14 protein-coding genes are annotated in these 18,686 nt (G+C 66.4%); 8 read left to right on the forward strand and 6 right to left on the reverse strand.

All coding sequences use genetic code 11. The features are described from left to right. Nucleotides 1-211: 211 nt before the first annotated feature. From C8J98_RS21525 to C8J98_RS21535, 3 genes are all read right to left on the reverse strand, one after another. Nucleotides 212-691, reverse strand: coding sequence for a GNAT family N-acetyltransferase (locus C8J98_RS21525; RefSeq protein ID WP_107915959.1), 480 nt, complete (start codon nt 689-691; stop codon nt 212-214). Between the two features lie 189 nt (nt 692-880). After that, nucleotides 881-2,656 carry an acyl-CoA dehydrogenase C-terminal domain-containing protein gene (locus tag C8J98_RS21530; protein WP_107915961.1) on the reverse strand — a complete coding sequence of 592 codons (1,776 nt, stop codon included), beginning with the start codon at nt 2,654-2,656 and terminating at the stop codon, nt 881-883. Nucleotides 2,657-2,673: 17 nt separating this feature from the next. Further along, nucleotides 2,674-3,174, reverse strand: a complete 501-nt coding sequence (locus C8J98_RS21535) for a hypothetical protein (protein WP_107915963.1) — start codon at nt 3,172-3,174, stop codon at nt 2,674-2,676. A 146-nt stretch (nt 3,175-3,320) separates the two neighbouring features. On the opposite strand from C8J98_RS21535, the gene C8J98_RS21540 reads away from it, so the two are divergent. Next, a complete protein-coding gene (locus C8J98_RS21540) occupies nt 3,321-3,800 on the forward strand; it encodes an SET domain-containing protein-lysine N-methyltransferase (RefSeq protein ID WP_107915965.1) in 480 nt (159 codons plus the stop codon). Nucleotides 3,801-3,884: 84 nt separating this feature from the next. On the opposite strand, the gene fusA is transcribed toward C8J98_RS21540, so the two are convergent. Beyond that, a complete protein-coding gene (fusA, locus tag C8J98_RS21545; protein WP_107916022.1) occupies nt 3,885-5,924 on the reverse strand; it encodes an elongation factor G in 2,040 nt (679 codons plus the stop codon). A gap of 203 nt (nt 5,925-6,127) precedes the next feature. Here fusA and C8J98_RS21550 point away from each other — a divergent pair, with 203 nt between their 5' ends. Together C8J98_RS21550 and C8J98_RS21555 are read left to right on the forward strand one after the other, a co-directional pair. Further along, a complete protein-coding gene (locus C8J98_RS21550; RefSeq protein ID WP_107915967.1) occupies nt 6,128-7,159 on the forward strand; it encodes a hypothetical protein in 1,032 nt (343 codons plus the stop codon). A 58-nt stretch (nt 7,160-7,217) separates the two neighbouring features. After that, entirely contained in the window at nt 7,218-9,227 is a 2,010-nt protein-coding gene (locus C8J98_RS21555; RefSeq protein WP_107915968.1) for a hypothetical protein, read from the forward strand. Here the strand turns inward: C8J98_RS21555 and C8J98_RS21560 are convergent. Beyond that, nucleotides 9,220-9,708, reverse strand: coding sequence for an RDD family protein (locus C8J98_RS21560; protein WP_107916024.1), 489 nt, complete (start codon nt 9,706-9,708; stop codon nt 9,220-9,222). The two genes, C8J98_RS21555 and C8J98_RS21560, sit on opposite strands and share 8 nt — an antisense overlap. 135 nt (nt 9,709-9,843) lie before the next feature. On the opposite strand from C8J98_RS21560, the gene xerD reads away from it, so the two are divergent. The 5 genes from xerD (at nt 9,844) to C8J98_RS21585 (ending at nt 17,433) form a co-directional block, all read left to right on the forward strand. Then, on the forward strand, nt 9,844-10,782 hold the full coding sequence (gene xerD, locus C8J98_RS21565) for a site-specific tyrosine recombinase XerD (RefSeq protein WP_233260334.1): 939 nt from the start codon (nt 9,844-9,846) through the stop codon (nt 10,780-10,782). 90 nt (nt 10,783-10,872) lie between these two features. Then, nucleotides 10,873-11,622 carry a DsbC family protein gene (locus tag C8J98_RS21570; RefSeq protein WP_107915972.1) on the forward strand — a complete coding sequence of 250 codons (750 nt, stop codon included), beginning with the start codon at nt 10,873-10,875 and terminating at the stop codon, nt 11,620-11,622. A 194-nt stretch (nt 11,623-11,816) separates the two neighbouring features. After that, a complete protein-coding gene (gene purL / locus C8J98_RS21575; RefSeq protein ID WP_107915974.1) occupies nt 11,817-15,680 on the forward strand; it encodes a phosphoribosylformylglycinamidine synthase in 3,864 nt (1,287 codons plus the stop codon). Then, nucleotides 15,638-16,531: a glycosyltransferase family 2 protein gene (locus C8J98_RS21580; RefSeq protein WP_343125731.1), complete on the forward strand. Its 894-nt coding sequence runs from the start codon at nt 15,638-15,640 to the stop codon at nt 16,529-16,531. Before purL ends, C8J98_RS21580 begins: the two co-directional genes overlap by 43 nt. Further along, nucleotides 16,528-17,433 (forward strand): DMT family transporter, encoded by a 906-nt coding sequence (locus C8J98_RS21585; protein ID WP_107915978.1) that lies wholly within the window; start codon nt 16,528-16,530, stop codon nt 17,431-17,433. Before C8J98_RS21580 ends, C8J98_RS21585 begins: the two co-directional genes overlap by 4 nt. A 12-nt stretch (nt 17,434-17,445) precedes the next feature. Here C8J98_RS21585 and C8J98_RS21590 read toward each other — a convergent pair whose 3' ends face one another. Beyond that, nucleotides 17,446-18,567: an aldose epimerase family protein gene (locus C8J98_RS21590; RefSeq protein WP_233260335.1), complete on the reverse strand. Its 1,122-nt coding sequence runs from the start codon at nt 18,565-18,567 to the stop codon at nt 17,446-17,448. Between the last annotated feature and the right edge of the window lie 119 nt (nt 18,568-18,686).

The following is an 18,686-nucleotide window of genomic DNA, read 5'->3' on the forward strand; positions in this document are numbered from 1 at the left end:
CCCGCTGAGCCTGCGTAATGTCTTTGCGTCCCATGGTTCACCTCGTTCTGGCTGTGAAGCCCTCTCGGGATGTCCAGAAAGATTAGACCACCTCAGGGCACCGAAGGCTCTGCGCTGCTACGTCCACGCCCGCCGCGGCGTCCCCGGAATTTCCGCCATGAACCTTTTTTTCGCGCGACATGGGGGAGTCGCTTCAGCGGCGATGCCGCTCTCAGCGCACCGGTTTCGCCAGCCGCATCAGGTCGGTATCGAATCCATGGGCCACATAAAGGTCGCGGGCCTTCTCGTTGCCGGGGAACACGGCCAGGGTGACAAACTGGCAGTGATGTTCCTTCGCCCAGCTGTAGGCGTATTCGAGCAGGAACTTACCCACGCCGACGCCCTCGTATTTCTCCGCGACCGCGATGTTGGCGATGTGGCAATTGTCGCGGTGGGTGAAGAAATCCTTGGTCTTCTGCAGTTGCAGGAAGCCCACCGCTTCGCCGTCCTCGTTCTTTTCGGCGACGAAGATGTAGCTGTTGGACGGCTGGTCGTCGAGGTGGTGAACGAGGTCGGCCTCGATGCCCTTCAGGCAATCGGTGCGCGTGCGCCCATTGGGCAGCGGGAAACTGATGAAACGGGGGACCAGATCCAGGATGAACTCGTCGTCGTCGCTCTCGGCGAGACGGATCAGGAACGGGGAGTCGCTCATCGTATCGGGCACCGTCGCGGCTGAAGGATTCCGGAAAGAGTCTGTTTTCTACACCTTCACGCTGGCCGACGGAAGCCCCGGGGCGGGGCTTCTTTTATGTGGGAGCCGATTCATCGGCGATGGGTCCTTGCGGTAACCCTTGCCCGCTGCCGCGGGATCGCCGATGAATCGGCTCCTACAGGGGCCGGTTTACAGCAGCTCAGGCAGCGTGGCGACGCCCGCTTCAATCGCCGCCTTGTGCACGTGGATGCGCGGCAGGATGCGGGTGAAGTAGAAGGTGGCGGTGTCGCGCTTGGCCTGTTTGTCGTTCGCCGAGAGCGTGGAGCCACCCGCGGCCAGCACGCTGCGCGCCCAGAAATAGGCCAGGGTCACGTAGCCGGAGAAATAGAGGTAATCCACGGCGGCGGCGCCAAGCTCTTCCGGGTTGGCCTGCGCACGCTGCGCAATCGCCTGGGTGACGTCTCCCCAGGTCTTCGTGGCCACGGCGAGTGGGCCGATGAAGGCCTTGACGGTGTCGTTTTCCGCATTGGCCTGGCAGAAGGCGGAGATTTCGTTGAGGAAGTGCTTCAGGCCGGCACCCTGCAACTGCATGATCTTCCGGCCAAGCAGGTCGAGGGCCTGGATGCCGGTGGTGCCTTCGTACAACGTGATGATGCGCGCGTCGCGGACGAACTGCTCCATGCCGTGCTCGGCGATGTACCCGTGGCCACCGAAGATCTGCAGGGCTTCCTTGGTGCACTCCTGCGCGGCCTCGGTAAGCAGTCCCTTGGCGATCGGAATCAGGAAGGAGAGCAGTTCGCCGGCGTTCTTGCGCGCCTGCGGGTCGGCATCACGGGTCTCGATGTCGCTTTGCAGTGCGGCGTATGCCGCCAGCACGCGGCCGCCTTCGACGAAGGCGCGCTGGGTGAGCAGCATGCGGCGGACGTCCGGGTGGACGGTGAGCGGATCGGCCGGCTTGTCCGGGAAGGCCGGGCCGGTAAGCGCGCGCATCTGCAGCCGTTCGCGGGCGTAGTTGAGGCTGTTCTGCAGGGCCCGCTCGGACACGGCCAGACCCTGGATGCCGACCGCGAGGCGCGCCGCGTTCATCATGGTGAACATCGCCATGAGGCCCTTGTGCGCCGGTCCGATCAGCCATCCTTCGGCGCCGTCGAAGTTCATGACGCAGGTGGCTGAACCCTTGATGCCCATCTTGTGTTCGATCGCGCCCGCAGCGACGGCGTTGCGCTCGCCGAGCGAGCCGTCCTTGTTCACCTTGAACTTGGGCACGACGATCATCGAGATGCCGCGACTGCCCGCCGGGGCATCCGGCAGACGGGCAAGCACGAGGTGGACGATGTTCTCCGAGAAGTCGTGCTCGCCCGCGCTGATGAAGATCTTGGTGCCGGTGACAAGGTAGCTGCCGTCCGCTTGGGGTTCGGCACGCGTCTTGAGCAGACCAAGGTCGGAACCGGCCTGGGGCTCGGTCAGGCACATGGTGCCCGTCCAGCGGCCTTCGACCAGCGGCTTCAGGAAGGTCTCCTGCTGCCACTCGGTCCCGTGGTGTTCGAGCGCGTCTGTGGCACCGTGGGACAGCAGCGGATAGATGCCCCAGGCCAGGTTGGCCGAGTCGATCATTTCCTTGGTCATCGCGCCGAGCGCGGCGGGCAGGCCCTGGCCGCCGAACTTTTCGTGTGCCGTCAGGCCGGCCCAGCCCCCTTCGGCGTACTGGCGATAGGCCTCCTTGAAGCCCTTCGGCGTGGTCACCGTGGCGGTGGCCTTGTCGTAGTGGCAGCCTTCCTGATCGCCCGAGGCATTCAGCGGCGCCAGCACCTGCTCGTTGAAACGCGCGGCCTCGTCGAGCACGGCGTCGAGCAGGTCGCGTGTATGCGCCTCCCCGCCTTCCAGACGACCGAGCACGGTATCGGCACCGAGCACGTCGTAGAGGGCGAAACGCATGTCAGTGAGGGGGGCTTTGTAGATCGTCATCGTGAATCCTGGAGTAATCAGGGGGAGCGGTAGGTGTCGGGGATGCCGGGTACGGGCGAGAGCCAGTTCTTGCCGTGCACGTCGAACGTGCGCGACTTGTCCTCTTTCTCGGGCGTAGCCGATATGCGGCCGTCGATGGTGTAGGGCAGTGAGCCGCTGCTGCCCTTGGCGGCGAGTTCGGCCAGCGCCCTGGACATCTCGGCCGTGGGCAGGATGTCGATGACGGTGACGTCCGCGGCAAAAGAGGGAATGTCCTGGTCGATCTTCGCGTCCAGCAGCACACCGCCCAGCTCGCCCACGCGCAGCGTGCCCTGGAAGCGGTCGAAGGACATCCCGCCGTAGCTGTTGTTACGCAGGCGCAGGGTCACATGCCAGGTTCCGCCGGGCTTGGCGGCAACTTGCTGCAGGGTCACCGCGGGCGGGTACACGCTCTTCTTCTCCGGCCCACAGGCCGCCAGAACGGCTGTCACGGCAAGCAGTGCCGCGCGGAAAACGGTGGTGCGAAGGATCGAGGTCATTCCCTGGGATTCCGGCGATAGGCGTCGAACGATCGTTCGATGGTAGCGCTGGCCGGCCCCCGCGCGCGAGACGTGCGTTTGAAACGCGGTTCCCAAGCGCCGGTCTAGCAGGCATCATTCGTATTGACCTTTCTACGTGCCTTCCCATGACCCGACGCATCGCCGCCCGACGTTCTCCCATCCATGGAAATGGCGTTTTCGCCACCGCCGCGATCAAGGCCGGTGACGAGATCGTCGAATACAAGGGTGATCGCATGACCCACGCCCAGGCCGACAAGAAGTACGGCGACGGCGGGGAGACCGGCCATACTTTCCTGTTCACCCTCAACGATCGCTTCATCGTCGACGGCAACAGCAACGGCAATACCGCTCGCTGGATCAACCACGGCTGCAACCCCAACTGCCAGGCGGTGATCGAGGAAGCGGTGGATGGCAAGCCGACGAAGAAAGACCGCGTGCTGATCGAAGCCATCCGCGACATCGCCCCCGGCGAAGAGCTGACCTACGACTACGGCATCACGCTGGACATGCCGCACACGGCCCGCCTCAAGAAGGTGTGGTCCTGCCTTTGTGGCTCGCCGAACTGCATCGGCACCATGCTCAAGCCGAAGCGCAAGGCCGCCTGAGCCTGATTGCCTTCTGTGGGAGCCGCTTCAGCGGCGATAGCCAGGTCGCCGCATGGCCATCGCCGCTGAAGCGGCTCCCACACCTCAGTCTTCCTCGGCCCGCGGCTTCCACTGGTCTGCCAGCCTGCGTTGCACCCCAGCGGGAACGGCGTCGTAGTGGCTGAACTCCATCGCATACCGCCCTTGTCCACCGGTCATCGCTTTCAACTGCGTCGGATAGTCGGTGAGCTCCGCCAGTGGCACCCGCGCCTTGATCAGCGTTTCGCCGCCTCGTAGCGAATCGGTGCCCATGATGTGCGCGCGTTTGGAGGCCAGCCCCCCGGTCACGTCGCCCACGTAGCGTTCGGGGATCGACACCTCCAGGTCGACCACCGGCTCCAGGACCTGTGGCTGCGCACGCGATACCGCGTCGAGGAACGCCTTGCGGCCGGCGCTGATGAAGGCGACTTCCTTCGAGTCGACGGGGTGGTGTTTGCCGTCATACACCACCACGCGAACATCCTGAATCGGATAACCCGCAATGGCTCCGCCATCCAGCGCCTGGCGCACGCCTTTCTCGATAGCGGGCATGAACTGGCCGGGGATGACGCCGCCCCTGGTTTCATCGTCGAAGACGAAGCCCTTGCCGCGCTCCAGCGGTTCCACCCGCAGGAACACCTCGCCGAACTGACCGGCACCGCCGGTCTGCTTCTTGTGCCGATGATGACCTTCGGCTCCGGCGCCGATGGTTTCCCGATACGCGATGCGCGGCGGATGGGTTATCACGTCGACGTCGTAGCGCGCCTTCATCCGTTCCAGCATGAGTTTCAGGTGCAGGTCGGACAGGCCACGGATCACCGTCTCGTTGAGTTCCTTGCGGTGCTCGACGCGAAAGCAGGGATCTTCCTCGGCGAGCTTCGACAGCGCTTGCGACAGCTTCTGTTCCTGGCCCTTGTGCGCCGGCTCCACGGCTAGGCCGAACATCGGTGCCGGGAAGGCGGAGGGTTCGAGGTGGATGCGTGATTCGTCGGCGGCGTCGTGCAGCACGGCATCGAAGTGGATGTCGTCGATCTTCGCCACGGCAGCGATGTCGCCGGGCAACGCCTCGTCCACCTCGACATGGTCCCGTCCCTGCAGGCGGAACAGGTGAGCCACCTTGAAGGGTTTGCGTCCGTCATCGACGAGAAGCTGGGCGTCCTTGCGCACGGTGCCCTGCCATACGCGGAATACACCGAGTTTGCCGACGAAGGGGTCGTTGACGATCTTGAACACGTCGGCGACGACGTGGCGGGATGCATCGGCGGCCACATCGAAAGGTGAGCCCGCATGGTCACGAAACAGTGGCGGATTGGTTTCGGTGGGGCAGGGCAGGATGCGTTCGACCAGTTCGAGCAACTCGCTCACGCCGATGCCGTCGCGCGCGCCGGTGAAGACGATCGGCACGAGATGCCCGTCGCGCAGGCAATGCTCGAGCGCGCCGCGGATTTCCGCGGCCGATAGCGCGGACTCGCCCGCTTCGAGGTAGTGCTCCATCACCTCATCGTCGATCTCGACGACCTGGTCGATGATGCGCTGATGGGCTTCCCCCGGCGATGAAAAGTCGGTGTCGCCGGCGGTCTGGAAGAAGGCGTCACGCACCGAATGTCCCTTCGAGGCGGGCAGGTTCAATGGCAGGCATTCGTTGCCGAATTCCTCGCGCAGCGCGTCGACGAGCGTCGCCAGGTCCAGGCCTTCCGCATCGATGCGGTTGACCACGAGGATGCGCGCCATGCCGCGTTCTTTCGCATGCGCCATCATCGTGCGCGTGCCGTGCTCGATGCCGTTCGCGCCGTTGACCACGATGGCCACGGTGTCGGCCGCGGCGAGGGCGGCGAGCGCGGGTCCGCGGAAGTCGGCGTATCCGGGTGTGTCGACGAGATGGATGCGATAGCCGTTGCGTTCGATCGAGGCGATCGAGGCGTCGATCGAATGACCCCGGGCCTTTTCCATGGGATCGGTATCGGAGACGGTACTGCCACGCTCGATGCTGCCGGGTGTGGTCAGTGCACCTCCGGCGTGGAGCATGGCTTCGAACAGGGTGGTCTTGCCGGCACCGGCGTGTCCGGCGAGGGCGAGGCTGCGGATGCGTTCCGTGGATGGCGACACGATGCGACCCTCCTTCTCAAGGTCGTCCGGGCAATCCGGACGCTCATGGCGGCGGTGGTTCAGGCGCGCCAACGCCAGCCCCAAGGCTTCTCCGAACCCGGGCCGGACGCAAGGGGAATCTTCGTCGCCGTGAGTGGTCTGTAAGCCAGGGCTTACGCTGTGCTCAGCGGCACGCCACTATCCTGTCCCAATCTGAAGGCCCCATGGGGACTCCCGCTCGCGTGCAATATCCCGGTAAGGCGCCACCGCCCTTCGTCGAACCGCACCGGCTCGAACCGGAGGCGTCGTCGCGCTCGCGTGGACTGGTTCCTATCGACGCGGCGACGCTGGTCGCGCTGCACGCCATCGGCCGCCGTCCGCCGCCCCGCGATCGGGTGCGTTTCACGCTGGCCCTCGCGGCGGCCCTGATCCTGCACATTGGGCTGATCTTCCTCGTGCGCTACGAAATGCAACCGCAGGTACAGGTGCGCTTCGCCATGCCGGACGACCACCCCGACGTGCTCGAGGTGCGCTTCATCGAGCCGACACGTCCCGCGCCCCCCGTCGCCGACGTGCCGCCCCCTCCGCCGGTTTCCGAGCCGCCGCCCAAGGTACGCTCGCCGGAGGCCACCCGTCCCGAGCCGCCGCGGCCGAAGAAGAAGCCGGAGGATGCAGTGCCGGCCGACACCACGACACCCGCGCCGGCCCCCGCCGCCCAGGCGCCGCAACCGGCCCTGTTCGGCAGTGACGGCGCCGTGGCCATGCCGACCTCCGGTACCGGATCGAAGCCCGATTTCGTGCCGCGCAAGCCCACCGACGACACCGGCATCATGTCGCACAAGACCACGGTGACCTATACGCAGACACGGTTCGAGAAGGATTGGGCGCCGCGCGATGAAAACGCGTTGAGCAAGGGGGTTCGCCAGGTCATCGAGAAGACCACGGTCAAGCAGACCGTCGACCTGGGGCACGGTACCCGCGTCAACTGCGCGGCGGTGCTGTTCGTCCTGCCGGTCGGCTGCAACGGGGAAGATCCCTCGAAGGCCTCGAAGAAGGACGGCGACGTCCGCCTCAACATGGCGCCTGCGAATCCGTTGGTGAAGGACCTTCCCGACCAGGCTCCGCCGCCCACCGAAGCACAGTGCATCGCCGCGTTCCGCGCCGACAAGCCACTGCCGCAGGGCTGCGCCTCGGACATCCCATTGAAGGCCATGGACCAGGAGAACACCGAGCGCGATCGTCGCGCCGGCAAGTGAAGCCATCGGCGTACGCGGCGATTGTCTGCGGCGCCCACAGCATGGACACTAGTTGTCCATGCATACCCCTGGCCCGCCGGACAGCGATCGACCGATCGCCGCGAATTCGCTGCCCGTCTCGCCCCGCGAGGCGGCCATGCGTGCGCTCGTCTATCGGCGTCGCCTGCGCGAGAAGCCGCGCGAAAGCGCGCGCCGCATCGCTGGCTGGGTCGGCACGATCCTCGTCCACCTGGTCTTCCTGTTCGGGATGATCCTCGGCCCGGCGTACAACGTCCTGCCAGCGCCGCCGGAGCCGGACAATCCCGACGCGCTGCAGGTTCGCCTGCTCGACAAGCCACCGCCGCCACTGCCGCCCGTGCGTGGCACGCCATCGACCGCGCCCGTGGCCAAAGTGAAACGCACGACCACTTGGGACACCAAGGCCAGCCGGGCGGCGCGCGGTTCGCATGCGGCAGCCGTGGCGGCGGTGAAGACGCAGGCGCGCCCGGCGATCGCCGTGCCCGCCGCCCAGCCGCCCAAGGCGAAGGCTGACCCGAAACCTGCCGCGCCGCCGCCGAGCGTCGCGGCGGTGGCCGAGCGCCCCGTGGTTCAGCCCAAGTCACCACCGGCGCAGCGCGACCTCGAGAAAGTGCCTTTGCCGACACCGGCGCCGCCCGACCTTGCGGTGGATACGCCGAAGCCGCAGATCGTGCCGCCGACCTTCCAGCCGGACCCGGTTCGCCGGCCGCAGGAGGAGGGTTCGGAACCCATGCCGCCGCCCGCGTCACTGGACATCCCGCCGACCCCGGCATCGCAGATGACCGTGACGCCCAATCCGCCCACGATCACCGCCGAACGTACGACGCCGGTACCCACCCAGGCGATGACGTTGGCGACGGTGCCGCGCCCGGAGGTGGAGGAAAGCTCGGCGCCACCCACGCCGCAGGACGTCCCGCTGCCGCAGGTCGCCACCGAGCCAGCGGCGCCGCCGCAACCGGACCTGACCGTGGATACGCGTCCCGTTCCGCCGAAGATTTCGGTGCAGGCGGTGACCGCACCGCCCGTCGAGGCGGAGGCGGAGCTCGAGGCCGTCCCCTTGCCCGACGCGGTCGCGAAGCCGTCCGTATCGGCGCCGGTCACCACCGTCGATCGACCGTCGGTGCAGGCGCCCGCCGTATCGCCCGGCGACATGCAACGCCCGGTGGCGGGTGTCGAGACGGCGCCCTCCGCGCCGGGCCAGGCTCCCGGTGACACCGCTGCGGGCGAGTCGACCGCAGAGGCTGCGGCAACGCAGGGCAAGCAAGGCGACAACCACGCGGCCGAAGCGGTCGAGGGACAGTCGGCGGGCAAGGCATCGCCCGGCGAAGCCAATGTCGCTGGGTCGAATACGCCCGGCGCTGCGCAGGAGTCCGGCAAGCCGGGCGCCGCCAGGGGCGCGGACGAGGGTGAGCGGCTGACGGGAGCGAACGGCACATCCAACCGCAGCGACGGTGTCGTCGGCGGGCAGGGCGACAAGACCGGTCAGGTCGGCGCGTATACGGAACTGAAGCCGCGCGGCAACGTCACCGTGCAGAACGGTCCCCACTTCCATGTCGACTACAAGCCGACGCGGTTCGAAGGTGCGTGGACGCCGAAGGGTGAATCGAGCGTGGATACCGCGCTGCGGCAAGGTGTGGAGGCATCCACGGCACACTTCGCCGTTCCGCTTCCGCGAGGCATTCGCCTTAATTGCACGGCTGGGCCCGGCACCGCAGGCGACCGCAAGGCGAGCGACACCATGAATGCGATCTCCATCTTCACCCTTGGCTGTAGCGGTGGCGATGGCCCGCCGAAGCCGACGAATACCGAAGCCACGGCAAAAAACCAGACCATGGCTCCGGCCAAACCGCTGGCCGAAAACCTGCCGCCGGCGAACTCGGCGACGGTGGCAACGGCACCCGTAGCGCTGGACAACACCGCGTACTGCACTGCGGCTCGGATTGCTGGTGGGCCGTTGCCGCCTGGCTGCGAGGCCTCGATCAAGATCAACGTCCCCGCGGCCAACGCGGCGAGCGGTTCGTGGGTCCCGGCCAGCGATCAGTTCAAGTAGGCAGGCGTCGGATCTCGGTGCCGGCGACCATGTCGGGAATCGCCCGGCGACGGCGGTCGACAAGTGCGGGTAACAACAGCACGAGCCAGCCGATCACCGGTGCCCACAGCGCAGCCTTCATCGAGGTCAACGGATAGATGAGGACCAGGGCAAGGGGCAGGGCGGCGACGATCAGTCGCAACAGGCCCCGCTTCCAGGTCACGGGCGCGCCACTGGCATCCGTGACCCGGATGCGCCAGGGCCGCATGCCCAGTGTCTGCCCACCGCGCATCCAGGACAGCAGGAAATAGGCGCCCACGACGAGGCCCTGCAACGGCTGGTACCACCATGTGAGCATCTGCCCGTGTTCGCCGAACAGGTGTCCGCCAGTAACCATCTGCGAGAGCAGCCCCACGACCATGACGATGGCGACCACCGCGAGCACGTCGTAGACGATCGCCGCGAAGCGGCGCCAGGCGGGAGCGGGCGAGGTCGGGGTCATGCAATTCCATGGCGATGGTGACGCGGCATTGTAGACGGGGCCGATGAGTGCGATGGTGCCGTGAACTTTCGCGAGGACAAATCGAGTATCGAGCGTCTCTGATGTCGGCGTGAGAGTATTCGGGTGTTGCTTGCCATGCCCGAACTCATGTCCGTCGATACCGATCTTCCCGCCGCCGAACTTGCCGCCGATGACGCTCATCGCATCGAGCGCTTCATCGAACGCATCTGGGCGGAGGATGGCCTGGCCGACCGTACGCTCGACGCCTACCGCCGCGACCTGCAAGGGCTGGCGCGCTGGCTGGGTACGCGCGGACGCTCCCTGGCGACGGCGGGTCGCGAGGATATCTCCGCTTATCACGGCAGTCAGCCGGTCGCCGTGCGCAGCATGGCGCGGCGCCAGTCGGCGTTTCGCCGGTTCTTCGCCCAGCTCGCGCGAGACGAGGGTGCGCGCGAGGATCCGACCCTGCTCATGCAGCGCCCACGTATGCCGCGTAGCCTGCCGAAGGCGCTGGCCGAGCGCGAGATCGAGGCGCTGATCGTCGCTCCCGACCTGACTAACCCACTAGGCCAGCGTGACCGGGCGATGCTCGAATTAATGTACTCGTCCGGCCTCCGGGTGTCGGAGCTCGTGGAGTTGCCGCTCACCGGCCTGAATACGCGACAAGGCGTGCTTCGGGTCACCGGCAAGGGTGGCAAGGACCGGCTGGTGCCGGTGGGCGAGGAAGCTCTGAACCATGTCGAGACGTACCTGCGCGAGGCCCGCCCACAACTGGCCAGGGGCCATGGGCAGCCGGTGGCGCTGTTTCTGTCCCGCCGCGGCGACGGCATGACCCGGCAGATGTTCTGGACACTGGTGAAGCGCTACGCCATGCAGGTGGGTATCCCGGCCAAGCGGGTATCCCCGCATGTACTCCGGCATTCGTTCGCCACCCACCTGCTCAATCACGGAGCCGACCTGCGGGCATTGCAGATGTTGCTCGGCCACAGCTCGCTCAGCACCACGCAGATCTACACACTGGTGGCCAAGGAAGGGCTCAAGCGGCTTCACGCCCAGCATCACCCGCGCGGCTGAGGGTCCATGGCACAATCGGGGGAACCGATTGCGTGGCGCGTGTTCCAACACCTGCCCCGCACTTCCCCCGGTAGCAGATTGGAGTCCGCTATGTTCAAGAAAATCCTCCCGGCGATCCTGGCTGGCGCGTTCGCCATGACGGCCTCCGCCGCCGACGACCAGGCCGCCGTGCGCGCCGCCGTCGAAGGGATCGGCCCCGGCATCGAGGTGCAGAGCATCGCGCCCGCGCCGATTCCCGGCTATTACCAGGTCATTGCGTCGGGCCGCATGGTCTATGTCAGCGCCGACGGCCATTACATGCTCAACGGCAACCTGGTCGACCTGCAGAAGAAGACCGATCTCAGCGCCGCCGCGTGGTCTGGCCTGCGCAAGACCGAGCTGGCCAAGGTGCCCGAGTCACAGCGGCTGGTTTACTCGCCGGCCAATCCGAAGCACAAGATCACCGTCTTCACCGACGTGGACTGCGGGTTCTGCCGCCAGCTGCACGCGCACATCAACGAATTCAACAAGCAGGGCATCGCCGTCGAGTACGTGTTCTGGCCCCGCGAAGGCGTGAAGACCACCGCCGGTAACGACACACCCTCGTACACGAAGGCCGTGTCGGTGTGGTGTGCCGCCGACCGCAAGAGTGCCTTCGACTCGGCCATGTCGGGCGCGGCGGTGAAGGCCGCCAGCTGCGCCAATCCGGTCAAGGACGAATTCGAACTGGGCGAGCGGCTGGGTGTGAACGGCACGCCTACCATCGTCAACGAGAACGGCGACGTCATTGGCGGTTACCTGACCCCGGAGCAGATGCTGAAGGCGCTCAGCGCCCCGGCTGGGTCCGCGCGCAACGGCTGATTCGGAAGCTTCGCCGCTGAAGCGGCTCCCACAAGGGCGCCCGGTCTACCTCGCCCCCTGTGGGAGCTTCTTCAGCGGCGATTCCTTACGCCAGGCCCCCTGTGGGAGCCGCTTCAGCGGCGATTCCCTACGCAAGATGCTGCCGCGCAACATCATGTAGAATAGGCGTTTTCCTGCAGCGCCTTTCCCCCCGCATGATCGCACTCGACGGGCAGAGCGCCCTCTCACCGTTTCGCCTCGAACGACTGAACGCGCACCTCGATGCCCTGCATCACGGCACGCGCGTCCAGGCCGCCTGGTTCACCTATTTCGTCGACGTCGCCGTCGCACCGGAAGGCGAGGCGCGTGCGCGCCTGTTGTCCGTGCTCGAAGCGAAGCCAGGCGCGCCTGATGCGGCTACGTTCTGGGTTGTCCCGCGCCTGGGCACCATCTCGCCCTGGTCGAGCAAGGCTACCGACATTCTCCACGGCGCAGGTTTCGACGTGCACCGCGTCGAGCGCGGTACCGCCTGGCGCGTCACCGGCATGCCCGACGCGACCGATCCCAGCTACGCCGCCGTCATGGGCGCGTTCTGCGATCCGATGGTGCAGTCACCGCTGGCTTCGCTGGCCGATGCCTCGGGCCTGTTCCTTGCCGGTGAGCCGGGCCCCCTGGGCCATGTGGAGCTCGGCCTGGATCCGCGTGGCGCGCTTTCCGCCGCCAATCAGCAGCTGGGTCTTGCCCTGGCCGACGACGAGATCGACTACCTCGCCGAGCGGTATGCCGAGATGGGTCGCGCGCCGACCGACGCCGAGCTGATGATGTTCGCGCAGGCGAACTCGGAGCACTGCCGGCACAAGGTGTTCAATGCCACCTGGACGCTCGACGGCCAGACGCAGGAAAACTCCCTGTTCGGCATGATCAAGAACACCCACCAGAAGTCGCCGGCGCACACCTTGTCCGCTTATCACGACAACGCCGCGGTGATCGAAGGTTACGAGGGCAATCGCCTTTTCGTCGATCCGAATGACGGCGTATTCCGCACGGTGGCCGAATCCGCGCCGTTCGCGATCAAGGTCGAAACGCACAACCACCCCACCGCGATCGCACCGTGGCCGGGCGCCGCGACGGGCGCTGGCGGCGAAATCCGCGACGAGGGCGCGACCGGCCGTGGTGGCAAGCCGAAAGCCGGCCTTACCGGTTTCTCGGTATCGCACCTGCGCATCCCGGGCCTGCCGCGTCCCTGGGAGAAAGATCGTCCGCTGCCGCCGCGCATGGCGTCGGCCTTTGAGATCATGCGTGACGGCCCGCTGGGCGCTGCCGCGTTCAACAATGAATTCGGTCGCCCCGCGCTCGGTGGATACTTCCGCACGTTCGAGCAGGAGACCGGTGAGAAGGGTCTCCGCCGCGGTTACGACAAGCCGATCATGATCGCCGGCGGCCTCGCCGCGATCCGTCCGGACCATGTCCAGAAGCGCAAGGTTCGTCCGGGTGACAAGGTCATCGTGCTCGGTGGTCCGGCCATGCTGATCGGCCTGGGCGGCGGTGCCGCGTCCTCGGTCGCCTCGGGCACGTCCAGCGCCGAACTCGACTTCGCCTCGGTGCAGCGCGACAACGCCGAGATGGAACGCCGTTGCCAGCAGGTGATCGACGCCTGCTGGGCGCGCGGCGACGAGAATCCCATCGTCAGCATCCACGACGTGGGCGCCGGTGGCGTTTCCAACGCGATTCCCGAGATCCTCAACGACGCTGGCGTCGGCGGCATCATCGATCTCTCCGCGCTGCCGTGCGACGACCCGACGTTGTCGCCCATGCAGGTCTGGAGCAACGAATCGCAGGAGCGCTACGTGCTGGCGATCGGCGCGGAAGACCTCCCGCTGTTCGAGGCCTTCTGCGTTCGCGAGCGCTGTCCGTATGCCGTGGTTGGCGACGCCACCGCGGAAGCGCGCCTCATCGTCAAGGATCCGCGCCGCGACCTCACCGTGATCGACCTCGGCATGGACGTGCTGTTCGGCAAACCGCCGCGCATGCATCGGGACGCCGTGCGCGTGAAGCCGCGCATCGACCTGGTGGCCGATCTCACCGGTATCGGCATGGACGAGGCATTGATGCGCGTGCTGCGCCTGCCGGTCGTCGGCAGCAAGAACTTCCTCATCACCATCGGTGACCGCACCGTGGGCGGCCTCAATGCACGCGACCCGATGGTCGGTCCGTGGCAGGTGCCGGTGGCTGACGTCGCCGTGACCATGACCGACTTCGACGGCTACACCGGCGAAGCGATGGCCATGGCCGAGCGTGCACCGATCGCCTTGCTCAACAGCGCCGATGCCGCACGCATGGCGGTTGGTGAAGCCATCACCAATATGGCTGCCGCGTCGCTCAAGCTCGACGAAGTGCGTATGTCCGCGAACTGGATGGCCGCCGTGAACCATGCCGGCGAAGACGCCGCGCTGTTCGACGCGGTAAAGGCCGTCGGCATGGAGTTGTGCCCCACGCTCGATATCTCGATCCCGGTGGGCAAGGACTCGCTGTCCATGCAGACCGTGTGGACGGATGAGACCGGCAAGGCGCAGAAAACCGTTTCGCCGGTTTCCCTGGTGATCACCGGCTTCGCCCGCGTGGACGACGTCCGTCGCACGCTCACGCCGCAGATCAAGCTCGACCGTGGCGACAGCGAGCTCTGGCTGATCGACCTCGGCGCAGGCCGCGATCGCCTCGGCGGTTCGGCGCTCACCCAGGTGTTCAATCGTGCTGGCGGCGTGCCACCGGATCTGGACGACCCGAAGCGCCTGCGTGCGATGTTCGAGTTCATCCAGGAAGCGAACCAGGCCGGCCTCCTGCTGGCCTATCACGATCGTTCCGACGGCGGCGCCATCGTCACGCTGCTGGAAATGGCGTTCGCGGGACGCTGCGGCCTCGAGCTGCGCCTGGATGGCTGGGCCGAAGCGACGCTGCGTGCCCTGTTCAACGAGGAACTCGGCGCGGTCGTGCAGATCGCCGCGGCCAACCGCGAAGCCTTCGAGCAGTTGCTGGTGAAGTACAACCTCGCCGGCATGACCCACCATGTGGGTCGTCCCAAGGAAAAACTCGGCATCAAGCTCCACCTCAACGGCGAAACCGCCTTCAAGTGGAACTTCACCGAACTGTTCCGCGCATGGAACGAAACCAGCTCCGCCATGCAGCGCCTGCGCGACAACCCGCAGAGCGCGGACCAGGAAAGCGACTGGCGCCTCGACGACGCCGATCCGGGCATGTCGCCGAAGCTCACCTTCGATCCGGCCGAAGACATCGCGGCGCCCTACATCAACACCGGCGTGCGTCCGCGCGTGGCGATCCTGCGCGAGCAGGGTGTCAACGGCCAGGTCGAGATGGCGGCGGCCTTCAGCCGCGCCGGCTTCGACGCGGTCGACGTACACATGTCCGACCTCGCCAGCGGGCGCCATCACCTGAAGGACTTCCGTGGCTTCGCTGCCTGCGGTGGTTTCTCCTACGGCGACGTGCTCGGTGCCGGCCGCGGCTGGGCAACCTCCATTCTGTACAACGACGCGCTGCGCGAGCAGTTCGCGCGCTTCTTCGAGGACGGCTCCAAGTTTGCGCTTGGCGTGTGCAACGGCTGCCAGATGATGTCGCAGCTGAAGGACATCATTCCGGACGCGAAGCACTGGCCGCAGTTCCTGCGCAACCAGTCGGAGCAGTACGAAGCGCGCCTGGCGACGCTCGAGATCCTCGATTCCGCCAGCATGTTCTTCCGCGGCATGACCGGGTCACGCATCCCCGTCGCCGTGGCGCATGGCGAGGGGCGAGTGTATTTCCCGAACGTGTGCAGCCCGTCGAAGAGCCACGGCTCGGCACGCTTCGTCGACAACCGCGGCAAGCCGACGGAGAGCTATCCGCTCAATCCGAACGGTTCGCCGGGTGGCCTGGCCGCCTTCACCGCCGCCGACGGCCGCGTCACGATCATGATGCCGCACCCGGAGCGCGTGTTCCGTACGGCGCAGATGAGCTGGCACCCGGAGAACTGGGGCGAGGATTCACCGTGGATGCGCATGTTCCGCAATGCGCGCGTCTGGGTGGGATGAGCGGCGTACTCACCAGCGTCGTCATCGTGCTCGCCGATAGCGGGCCGTTCACGCGCGAGTGCGTGGATCACGCACTCGCCAGCGACGTGCCCGTCGAAGTCATCATCGTCGACAACGGTTCCACCGACGGCATTCCCGAAGCGCTCGACCGTGCCTACGCCGAAGACGATCGGGTTCGCGTGATCTACAATCGCGCGAACCTCGGCTTCGGTCCGGCGGTGAACCGCGGGGCGGCACAGGCGCATGGCGATCGCCTTCTCGTGCTCAATCCCGATTGCCTCGTCGAACCCGACACCATCGCGCGCATGGCGGCGCACATGAATGTCCACACGGGCATTGTCGGCGCGCTGGTCGGCGATAGCGCCGGTCACATCGACGCCGCCTCGCGTCGGCGCGATCCGCTGTTGCGCCGCTCCCTGAATACCTTGTTTGGCCGGAAGGGCGACAACGGCATCGATATCGGCGGTCCCATGCCCCAGGGCGTGGAGGAAGTCGAGATCGTCTCGGGCGCCATCCTGCTGATGCCGCGTGCCGTGTTCGACCGGCTGGGCGGATTCGACGAAGCCTTCTTCCTGCATTGCGAAGACATGGACCTCTGCCGGCGCGCCCGCGACGGTGGCTATCGCGTGTTGCTTGCCGGCGATGTGCGCGTCCTGCATGGCAAGGGTGGCTCGAGCCGGCATCGGCCGGTCTTCGTCAGTCGGCACAAGCATCGCAGCATGTACCTGTGGTTCCGCCGCCACGACCCCGCCGCACGCAACGCGCTACTGCGCGCGGTGGTCTGGTCGGGCATCTGGACGCACTTCGTCCTGAAAATCCCCGGCCAACTCGCGCGGCGCCGCCGCCGGTGAGTGGTGCCTCCTCGCGCACCAGCGGGCCGGCCACGCTCGGCCTGCTCGCGGTCACCGCTATATGGGGCTCCACGTTCGTTCTCATCAAGGATGTCGTCGGCCGCATGTCGGTCACCGATTTCCTCGCCGTGCGCTTTGTTATCGCCGCCGTGACCATGTTGATCCTGTTCGCCCGGCCGGTCTGGCGCCTGAGTCGCGCGCAGCTCGCGCGCGGTCTGGCCCTGGGCGTGCTCTACGGGTTCGCGCAGTGGTTGCAGACGGAAGGTCTCGCGCTTACCTCGCCCAGCGTCAGCGGCTTCGTCACGGGCATGTACGTGGTGATCACGCCGATCCTCGCGCTGCTGATTTTTCGCCAGCGCATGCCGGCCAGCACGTGGCTAGCGGTCGGCCTGGCCATGGTCGGCCTGGGCGTGCTGGCACTGAACGGCTTCGAGGTCGATCTCGGCGTCCTGCTGACGCTCGCCTCGGCCGCGCTGTATGCCCTGCACATCGTCGGCCTCGGCCACTGGTCGAAGCCTGGCGAGGCCTTCGGCATGTCCGCCGTGCAGATGGTCGGTATTGCGACGGTCTGCCTGTTGGCCACGGTGCCACATCACGGTCCGGCGCTGCCGCCGGACATAAAGGCCTGGGTGGCCGTGCTCTACATGGCGCTGATCGCCGGTGCCTTCGCCATGCTGGTGCAAACCTGGGCGCAGGCCCACATGCCGGCCACGCGCGCTGCCATCGTGATGACCACCGAGCCGGTGTTCGCCGCGGGTTTCGCCGTGCTGCTGGGGGTGGACTTACTCACCACGCGCATGGTCGGCGGCGGCGCGCTCGTACTCGCCGCGATGTACATGGTGGAACTGGCGCCGCGCTTCCGCCGGAAGAAACCGGCGGAAGCGCTGCATCACGACGTGTGAGCCGGGCGCGCTTTACTTCGCGCCCTTGTCCACCGAGAACTTGTACGTCATGACGTTGCGATAGGTCTTGCCCGGTTCCAGGCGCGCCGAACCGAAGTCCGGGTGGTTCGGTGTATCCGGGAAGAGCTGCGGCTCCAGCGCGAACGCATCGCCCTGGCGATAGACGCCACCCGACTTGCCCGAGGTGGTGCCGTCGAGGAAGTTGCCCGAATAGAACTGCAGTCCGGGTTGGGCGGACCAGAGCGACAGCACGCGCCCCGACTTCGGATCGCTGACCCGGGCGACCTCACGCGGTTGCGCCGCTTCCTTCCGTGAAATGACCCAGTTGTGGTCGTAGCCGCGCCCGAACACGATCTGTTCTTCCCTGGCGTCGCGCACGTCATGGCCGATCGGCTTGGCCTTGCGGAAGTCGAAATCCGTGCCCGCTACATGGCGAATCTCGCCGGTGGGAATCGCGGTGGCGTCGGTAGGCAGGTAGGCGTCGCCAGCGATCATCAGGCGCTGATCCATCACGCTTCCCGAACCCTCGCCCGCGAGGTTCCAGTAGGTGTGGTTGGTGATGTTGACGATCGTCGGCGCGTCCGTAGTGGCCGTGTACTCGATGGTCAACTCGTTCTTATCGTCGAGCGAGTAGGTGGCGGTCGCGGTCAGCTTGCCGGGATAGCCCTGGTCGCCGTCGGGACTGACGTAGGTGAGCGTGACGCTGGGCCGGGCCCCGGATTCGACCTTGTCGACGTTCCAGATCACCTTGTCGAAGCCGACCTTGCCGCCGTGCAGCGAATTGGGCCCATTGTTGACCGGTACGTTGTACTGCTTGCCGTCGAGGGTGAATTTGCCCTTGGCGATGCGGTTGGCGTATCTGCCCACCGTGTTGCCGAAATACTGGGGCATGGCGAACGTGCCTTTCAGGTCCGGATAGCCGAGCACAACGTCGCCGGGTTTGCCGTTTTTGTCGGGCACGTCGAGCGCATAAAGCGCCGCACCGAGTGAGAGGACCTTGGCGGTGACCCCATGACCGTTGGTCAGCGTCACGAGTGTTACGTCCTTGCCGTCCGGCGTCATACCGAATGACGCCTTCGAAGCCTCACCGGCTGAGGCGGCCGTCGCAGTGGCCAGCAGGATCGCTGTGGCCAAACCCGTTCCGATTTTTCTCATCATTCACTCCGACTACCAGCAATCTCCCGACAAGATCATATTTGTCAGACAAATGACAAGTTGCGGTGCGTCATCGTCCCGGAACGCAAGTCGGCTAC

This window comes from Luteibacter sp. OK325 (assembly GCF_003050935.1).
Classification (GTDB): Bacteria; Pseudomonadota; Gammaproteobacteria; order Xanthomonadales; family Rhodanobacteraceae; genus Luteibacter.

Bases quoted from the DNA above. Each gene is read 5' to 3' on its own strand.
- C8J98_RS21570 (WP_107915972.1), top strand. From the start codon at position 10,873: ATGTTCAAGAAAATCCTCCCGGCGATCCTGGCTGGCGCGTTCGCCATG.
- purL (WP_107915974.1), top strand. From the start codon at position 11,817: ATGATCGCACTCGACGGGCAGAGCGCCCTCTCACCGTTTCGCCTCGAA.
- xerD (WP_233260334.1), top strand. From the start codon at position 9,844: ATGCCCGAACTCATGTCCGTCGATACCGATCTTCCCGCCGCCGAACTT.
- C8J98_RS21560 (WP_107916024.1), bottom strand. From the start codon at position 9,708: ATGACCCCGACCTCGCCCGCTCCCGCCTGGCGCCGCTTCGCGGCGATC.
- C8J98_RS21555 (WP_107915968.1), top strand. From the start codon at position 7,218: ATGCATACCCCTGGCCCGCCGGACAGCGATCGACCGATCGCCGCGAAT.
- C8J98_RS21540 (WP_107915965.1), top strand. From the start codon at position 3,321: ATGACCCGACGCATCGCCGCCCGACGTTCTCCCATCCATGGAAATGGC.
- C8J98_RS21535 (WP_107915963.1), bottom strand. From the start codon at position 3,174: ATGACCTCGATCCTTCGCACCACCGTTTTCCGCGCGGCACTGCTTGCC.
- C8J98_RS21530 (WP_107915961.1), bottom strand. From the start codon at position 2,656: ATGACGATCTACAAAGCCCCCCTCACTGACATGCGTTTCGCCCTCTAC.
- C8J98_RS21525 (WP_107915959.1), bottom strand. From the start codon at position 691: ATGAGCGACTCCCCGTTCCTGATCCGTCTCGCCGAGAGCGACGACGAC.
- C8J98_RS21550 (WP_107915967.1), top strand. From the start codon at position 6,128: ATGGGGACTCCCGCTCGCGTGCAATATCCCGGTAAGGCGCCACCGCCC.